This is a genomic window from Amycolatopsis sp. NPDC004625, from assembly GCF_040609695.1.
Lineage (GTDB): Bacteria > Actinomycetota > Actinomycetes > Mycobacteriales > Pseudonocardiaceae > Amycolatopsis.
The window spans coordinates 46,220-52,656 of record NZ_JBEXKX010000013.1; the positions used below are offsets into that span (position 1 = coordinate 46,220).

A 6,437-nucleotide genomic window follows, 5' to 3' on the forward strand; every position below is an offset into this window, starting at 1 on the left:
AGGTGCAGCATGGCCACAGTGGACGAGCTCGTCGCCATCAAGGAACGAGTCGAACGGGAACTGCTCGGCCGGCCCGGCGTGACCGGCGTCGACGTCGGCTACAAGGAGGTCGGCGGGGAACGGACCGACCAGGTCGCGATCCGGGTGCACGTCGCCCGGAAAACCGACGACATCCCGCACGAAGAACGCATTCCGGAACAGATCGAAGGAGCCGTCACCGACGTCGTGGAACGCCGGTACGAACTGCACGTCGCCAGCCTGGAACTCGACGTTTCCGCGCAGGCGGACACCACGCACTACGCCACGCTCCAGGGCGGCATCAGCATGGGCCCGAGCCGCGTGATCGACAACCACATCTTCGCCGGCACGCTCGGCGCGATCGTGATCGACAACGCGACCCGGGCGCACGCCGCGCTGACCAACTTCCACGTGGCGGCGGTCGATTCCGGCTGGCACGCCGGGGACCGGATGGTGCAGCCGAGCCGGATCGACACCGGCGTCGTGCCCGGCGACGAGTTCGGCGCGATCCTGCGCGCCACGCTGTCGGGCAACGTCGACGGCGCGGTCGTCTCCATCGACGCCGGCAAGGCCACTTCGTGCACGGTCGCCGAAATCGGCGACGTCCGGGGCAGCAAGGCGGCCACGCTGGGCATGGCGGTCCGCAAGCGCGGCCGCACGACCGGCCTGTCCTACGGCACCGTCGACGGGATCGCCGCCACGGTCAACGTCGACTACGGCGACGGGCTCGGCGTGCACACCCTGGCCAACCAGGTCAGCATCGCCGCCGACACCGCGCACAACGCGATCTTCTCCGACCACGGCGACTCCGGCTCGGTGATCGTCGACTCCGCCGGGTACGTCGTCGGCCTGCTCTTCGCGGGCGCCGGGGCCAGCACGGTCGCCAACCCGATCAGCGCGGTGCTGTCCGAGCTGAACGTCTCCCTCTGCATCGGGAAGTCGATCATCAAGGACATCAAGGACGGCCGGAAGGACTTCATCAAGGAAAAGGAGCTGCGCAAGGAGCTCCAGAAGGAGTTCGTGCTCGACAAGCGGATGAAGGACATCCGGGACATCTTCAAGGACCGGGAGCACGGCCCCGGCCCGGGTCCGGACCCCGGCCCGCTCGGCCCCGGGCAGGGCCTGGAAGAGCGGCTGCGCGCGGTCGAGGAGCAGCTGAGCCGGCTCGGCGGGTTCGTCGGCCCGGAACTGCGTCCCGACCTCGTCACGCCGCTCACCGGCCAGGAGCCGCTGACCGACGCCGAGACCCGGCAGCTGCGGGCGGAGCTGGAGCAGCAGGTCGCCGACGCCGTCGCCGCGAAGACGGAATTCGACGCGCCGCCGGCGTGACGACCCAGGAGGCGCCACCGTGCTGCTCGTCCTCTGTTCGCTCGACGACACCGACAGTCAGTGGTTCGCCCGCCGGGCCACCCGGGCCGGGCGGGCGTGCGTCGCGGTGACGACCGAACACCTGTCGTTCGCCCGCCGGCACGACCACCGGATCGGCCCGGCGGGCGACGTCGGCACCACCATCGAGCTCGCGAACGGCGTCGTGCTCGACGGCGAGGCCCTGACCGGGGTGCTGAACCGCGTCCGCGAGCCGCCCGCGCTCGCCTGGTACCGGGCCGACCCCGCCGAGCGTGACTACGCCTCGGCGGAGCTGTTCGCGTACACGCTCAGCTGGCTGGCGGGCCTGCGCTGCCCGGTGCGCAACACGCCGACCCCGCAGTGCCTGGCCGGTCCGGCGCCGGACCCGGTGCGGGCGTGGGCGGCCGCGCACGCCGCCGGCCTGCGCTGCGCCCCGATCCGGCTGGGCACCGGCACGCCGTGGCCGCCCGGGGACGCCGCGCTCGCCGGCGCCCGGGTGGCCGCGGCGGGGCCGGTCCGGCCGCGGCAGGTGATCTGCCTCGACCAGGAGGTGCTCGACCCGGACGTGCCGCCGGTCACGGCGACCGGGGTGCGCCGGCTGACGAAGCTGCTCGGCGCCGAAACGGCGTTGCTCGGCGTCGACTTCCTGGTCGGCGACGACGACTGGTGGTTCGCCGGCCTCACCGCGGTGCCCGCCCTCCGCCCCGGCGGCGACCTGCTGGTCGACCGGCTGCTGCACGCTCTGGAGACACCATGACGGTGCTGCTGTGGGGGCTCCCCGACGAGCCCCCGGTCCACCGGGTCGCCGACGAGCTGCGGGCCCGCGCCGCCGACGTCGTCCTCGTCGACTCCCGCGCCGCGGTCCGCGACACGATCGACCTCCGGCTGGACCCGGGGGCCGACGTCGGCGGCGTGCTCCGCACCGGCGACCGGACGGTCGAGCTCGCCCGGGTCACCGGCGTGTACGTGCGGCCGGTCGAGCCCGAGCTCTTCCCCGGCCTCGAGCCGGCGGAGCTGGCCCACGCCCGGCGGTTCTGCGACGCGCTGACCGCCTTCACCGAGCTGACCGGCAGTTCGGGGCAGTGCCGGGTCGCGAACCGGCTGCTCGCGATGGGCTCCAACGTCTCCAAGCCGTACCAGGCGCAGCTGATCACCCGGCACGGCTTCGGGACGCCGTCGACGCTGGTGTCCAGCGATCCGGCGGAGGTGCTGGCGTTCGCCGGGGAGCACGGCCCGCTGGTGTACAAGTCGATCAGCGGCGTCCGGTCGATCGTCACCGCGTTCGACCCGGTCGCGGACGCGGCGAGGCTGGCGCGGCTGCGCTGGTGCCCGGTCCAGTTCCAGGAGCACCTCGACGGCCCCGACGTCCGCGTGCACGTCGTCGGCGACCGGGTCTTCGCGACCGAGATCACGACGTCGGCCGTCGACTACCGCTACGCACACCGAGGCGGGACGACGGCCACGCTGCGCGCCCACGACCTCGACCCGGAGGTCGCGGACCGGTGCGTCGGGCTCGCCGCGGCACTCCGGCTGCCGTTCGCCGGGATCGACCTGAAGCTGGTGCCCGACGGCCGGGTCGTGTGCTTCGAGGTGAACCCGTCGCCGGGGTTCACCTACTTCGAGCAGGGCACGGGGCAGCCGATCGCCGCCGCGCTGGCGGCCTGGCTGACCGGGTCATGACCCGGCGGCGGCCCACCAGGCTTCGTCGAGTTCGCCGCGCGCCACGATCTCCGCCGGGCCCGACAGCGTCGACGCGCCGCGGGAGACCGTCACCTCGACCCGGCCGCCCGGGATGTCCACCGTGGACGCGCCGGTGTCCGTGCCCGCCAGGTGGAAGGCCGCCGCCACCGCGGCGACCGTGCCGGTGCCGCACGCCCGCGTCTCCCCCACGCCGCGTTCGTGCACGCGCATCCGCAGCGCGCCCGCGCCGAGGCGGTTGACGAACTCGAGGTTCACCCCGTGCGGGAAGACGTCGTGGTCGAAGTCGGGCTGGTCGCGCAGGTCGAGCTCGGCGACGTCGTCGTCGAGCAGGGACACCAGGTGCGGGTTGCCGACGTCGACCGCCACGCCGGAGAACGGCCGGCCGGCCACCACCGTGACCGACGTGCCGGTGATCGTGGCCGGTCCCATGTGGACGGTCACCGTGCGGTCCGGGTGCACCACCACCGGGCGGTCGCCCGCCCGGGTGCCGACGGCGAACTCGCCCTCGGCGGCCAGGCCCGCGTCGACCAGGTACCGGGCGAACACGCGCACGCCGTTGCCGCACATCTCCGCGATCGAGCCGTCGGCGTTGCGGTAGTCCATGAACCACTCGCCGGCGGACGGCTCGTCGAGGGCGGCGGCGCGCACGACGCGCAGCACGCCGTCGGCCCCGAGGCCGCGGCGGCGGTCGCACAGCGCGGCGACCCTCGCCCCGGTCAGCTCGAGGCGGCCCGCCGGATCGGGGAGCAGCACGAAGTCGTTCTGCGTGCCGTGCCCCTTGAGGAACTCGATTCCGCCCATGGGGGCAAGATTACCCGCCGAGGGTATCCAGGACGCGCGCGGCCAGCCCCGGATCGGCGCCGTCGAACCAGTGGATCCGCTGGTCGCGCCGGAACCAGGAGCGTTGCCGCCGGACGAAGCGCCGCGTCGCCTGCGCGGTCGCCGCGGCGGCCGCCTCGAAGTCGCCCTCACCGTCGAGTTCGGCGAGCACCTGCTGGTAGCCGAGCGCCCGCGCCGCCGTCTTCCCCTCGCGCAGGCCCTGCTTCTCCAGCTCGCGCACTTCGTCGACGAGGCCGGCGGCGAACATCCGCCGGACGCGCTCGTCGACGCGCTCGTCGAGCTCCGCGGGCTCGCGGTCGACGCCGACCAGGACCGTGCCGTAGCGCGCGGGTCCCGGTTCGGGCAGGTTCGCCGAAAACGGCTCGCCGGTGATCTCGATGACCTCGAGGGCGCGCACGATCCGCCGGGTGTTGGTCGGCAGGATGGCGGCCGCGGCCACCGGATCGCGGTCACCCAGCCGGGTGTACAACGCGGCCGTGCCGAGCTCCGCCGCCTCCGCGTCCAGCCGGGCCCGGATCGCCGGGTCGGTGCCCGGGAAGCGCAGGTCGTCGAGCACGGCCTGGACGTAGAGACCGGACCCGCCGGCCAGCACCGGCACCCTGCCCGCGGCGAGCAGCCGGTCGATTTCGGCGCGCGCTTCGCGCTGGTAGACGGCGACGGACGCGGCCTCGGTCACGTCCAGCACGTCGAGCAGGTGGTGCGGGACGCCGCGGCGCTCGGCCGCGGTGGCCTTGGCGGTGCCGATGTCCATGCCCCGGTAGAGCTGCATCGCGTCGGCGTTGACGACCTCGCCGCCGAGTTCTCGGGCGAGGTCCACGGCCAGCGCGGTCTTGCCGGTGGCCGTCGGGCCGACGACCGCGACTGGGCTGTTCACGGCGGTCGACGATACCGGCGGGCCGACACGCAGCGTCCACCGGAAGTAGGATCACGAGCTTCGGGTGGCTCATCCAGTACCACGGTGCGCGCTGAGCTGCTTGAATGCCGCGTGGGGCCGTAGCATCCGAGCACGGCCCGTGACGACCGCATTACCCGGCCCCGCTCCACGGCGGGGCGCCCGCGCGAGCGGGCGTACAGGCGATAAGGAGCCTGCGATGGCCCAGGAGAACACTTCCACCGGTACCCCGGCCCCGCACCCGGTGCCGCACGCGCTGCACGCCGGGCACGCCGCCCCGCCCGTGCCGCCCGCCGAACCCACCCCCGCGACCTGGGGCCGGATCGACGACGAGGGCACGGTCTACGTCATCACCGCGGAAGGGGAGCGTGCCGTCGGCGTCTGGCAGGCCGGCAGCCCCGACGAGGGCCTGGTGCACTACGCCCGCCGCTTCGACGACGTGCGCACCGAGGTCGAGCTGCTGGAGACCCGGCTGATCTCCGGCGCGGGCGACCCGAAGCACGCGCTGTCGAGCGCCACCCAGATCCGCGACGGCCTGCCCGAGGCGGCCGTGGTCGGCGACCTGGCCGCGCTCGCCGCGCGGCTGGAGTACGTCATCGCGCACGCCGAGAAGGCCCTGGCCAGCGCGAAGGCCGAGCGTGAGGAGGCCCGCGCGGCGGCGATCACCCGCAAGCAGGCCCTGGCGGAGGAGGCCGAGAAGATCGCGGCCGACTCCACCCAGTGGAAGGCGGCGGGCGACCGGCTGCGCACGATCCTGGACGAGTGGAAGACGGTCAAGGGCGTCGACCGCAAGACCGACGACGAGCTGTGGAAGCGGTTCTCGAAGGCCCGTGAGGGGTTCAACCGGCGCCGCGGGTCCCACTTCGCCGAGCTGGACAAGCAGCGCGCCTCGGCCAAGCAGCGCAAGGAAGAGCTGATCGCCGAGGCCGAGGCGATCAGCGAGTCCGAGGACTGGGGCGAGACGGCGGGCCGGTACAAGGACCTGATGACGGAGTGGAAGGCGGCGGGCCGGGCGCCGAAGGACAGCGACGAGGCGCTGTGGCAGCGCTTCCGCGCGGCACAGGACAAGTTCTTCGCCCGCCGGTCGACGGTGTTCTCCGAGCGCGACGCGGAGTTCGGCGCCAACGCGGCCCGCAAGGAGGAGCTGCTGGTCGAGGCGGAGAAGATCGACGCGGCGGCCAACCTCGACGCGGCGAAGAGCGCGTTGCGCCGGATCCAGGAGCAGTGGGACGAGATCGGCAAGGTTCCGCGCGAGCGCATCCGCGAGCTGGACGGGCGGCTGAAGGCGGTCCAGGACGCGGTGAAGTCGGCGGAGGACTCGCGCTGGCGGCGGACGGACCCGGAGGCGCAGGCCCGGGCGGCGCAGTTCCGGGAGCGGGTGGAGCAGTTCGAGTCGCAGGCCGCGAAGGCGCGCGCTGCCGGGGACGAGCGGCGGGCGAAGAAGGCCGACGAGCAGGCCGCGCAGTGGCGTGAGTGGCTGCAGGCCGCGGAAGCGGCGGTCGCGGACCGCTGAGCCTGCCACGGTCGTGGGGGGGGGGGGGGGGGGGGCCCCCCCCCCCCCCACCACTCGGGGCGGGGGGGGGGGGGGGGCGGCGCCCCGGGGGGGGGGGGGGGCGGCGCCGGGGGGGCCGCCGCCCCC

The 6,437-nt window shown here is 74.2% G+C and carries 6 protein-coding genes; 4 read left to right on the forward strand and 2 right to left on the reverse strand.

From position 1 onward, the window contains the following. The first annotated feature begins 9 nt into the window (after positions 1-9). From ABZW17_RS16945 to ABZW17_RS16955, 3 genes are read left to right on the forward strand one after another with little or no spacing between them, the layout of a single operon-like run. Positions 10-1,347, forward strand: a complete 1,338-nt coding sequence (locus ABZW17_RS16945; RefSeq protein ID WP_354814272.1) for a hypothetical protein — start codon at positions 10-12, stop codon at positions 1,345-1,347. A 19-nt stretch (positions 1,348-1,366) separates the two neighbouring features. Next, entirely contained in the window at positions 1,367-2,122 is a 756-nt protein-coding gene (locus tag ABZW17_RS16950) for a hypothetical protein (protein WP_354814274.1), read from the forward strand. Next, positions 2,119-3,045, forward strand: coding sequence for a RimK domain-containing protein ATP-grasp (locus ABZW17_RS16955; RefSeq protein WP_354814276.1), 927 nt, complete (start codon positions 2,119-2,121; stop codon positions 3,043-3,045). Before ABZW17_RS16950 ends, ABZW17_RS16955 begins: the two co-directional genes overlap by 4 nt. On the opposite strand, the gene dapF is transcribed toward ABZW17_RS16955, so the two are convergent. Both dapF and miaA read right to left on the reverse strand, forming a co-directional pair. After that, positions 3,040-3,867 carry a diaminopimelate epimerase gene (gene dapF, locus ABZW17_RS16960; RefSeq protein ID WP_354814278.1) on the reverse strand — a complete coding sequence of 276 codons (828 nt, stop codon included), beginning with the start codon at positions 3,865-3,867 and terminating at the stop codon, positions 3,040-3,042. The genes ABZW17_RS16955 and dapF overlap by 6 nt on opposite strands. A gap of 10 nt (positions 3,868-3,877) precedes the next feature. After that, a complete protein-coding gene (gene miaA / locus ABZW17_RS16965; RefSeq protein WP_354814280.1) occupies positions 3,878-4,780 on the reverse strand; it encodes a tRNA (adenosine(37)-N6)-dimethylallyltransferase MiaA in 903 nt (300 codons plus the stop codon). A 217-nt stretch (positions 4,781-4,997) separates the two neighbouring features. Between miaA and ABZW17_RS16970 the strand changes: the two genes are divergently transcribed. Next, complete coding sequence (locus tag ABZW17_RS16970) at positions 4,998-6,311, forward strand: DUF349 domain-containing protein (RefSeq protein WP_354814282.1); 1,314 nt, start codon at positions 4,998-5,000, stop codon at positions 6,309-6,311. The last annotated feature ends 126 nt before the right edge of the window (positions 6,312-6,437 follow it).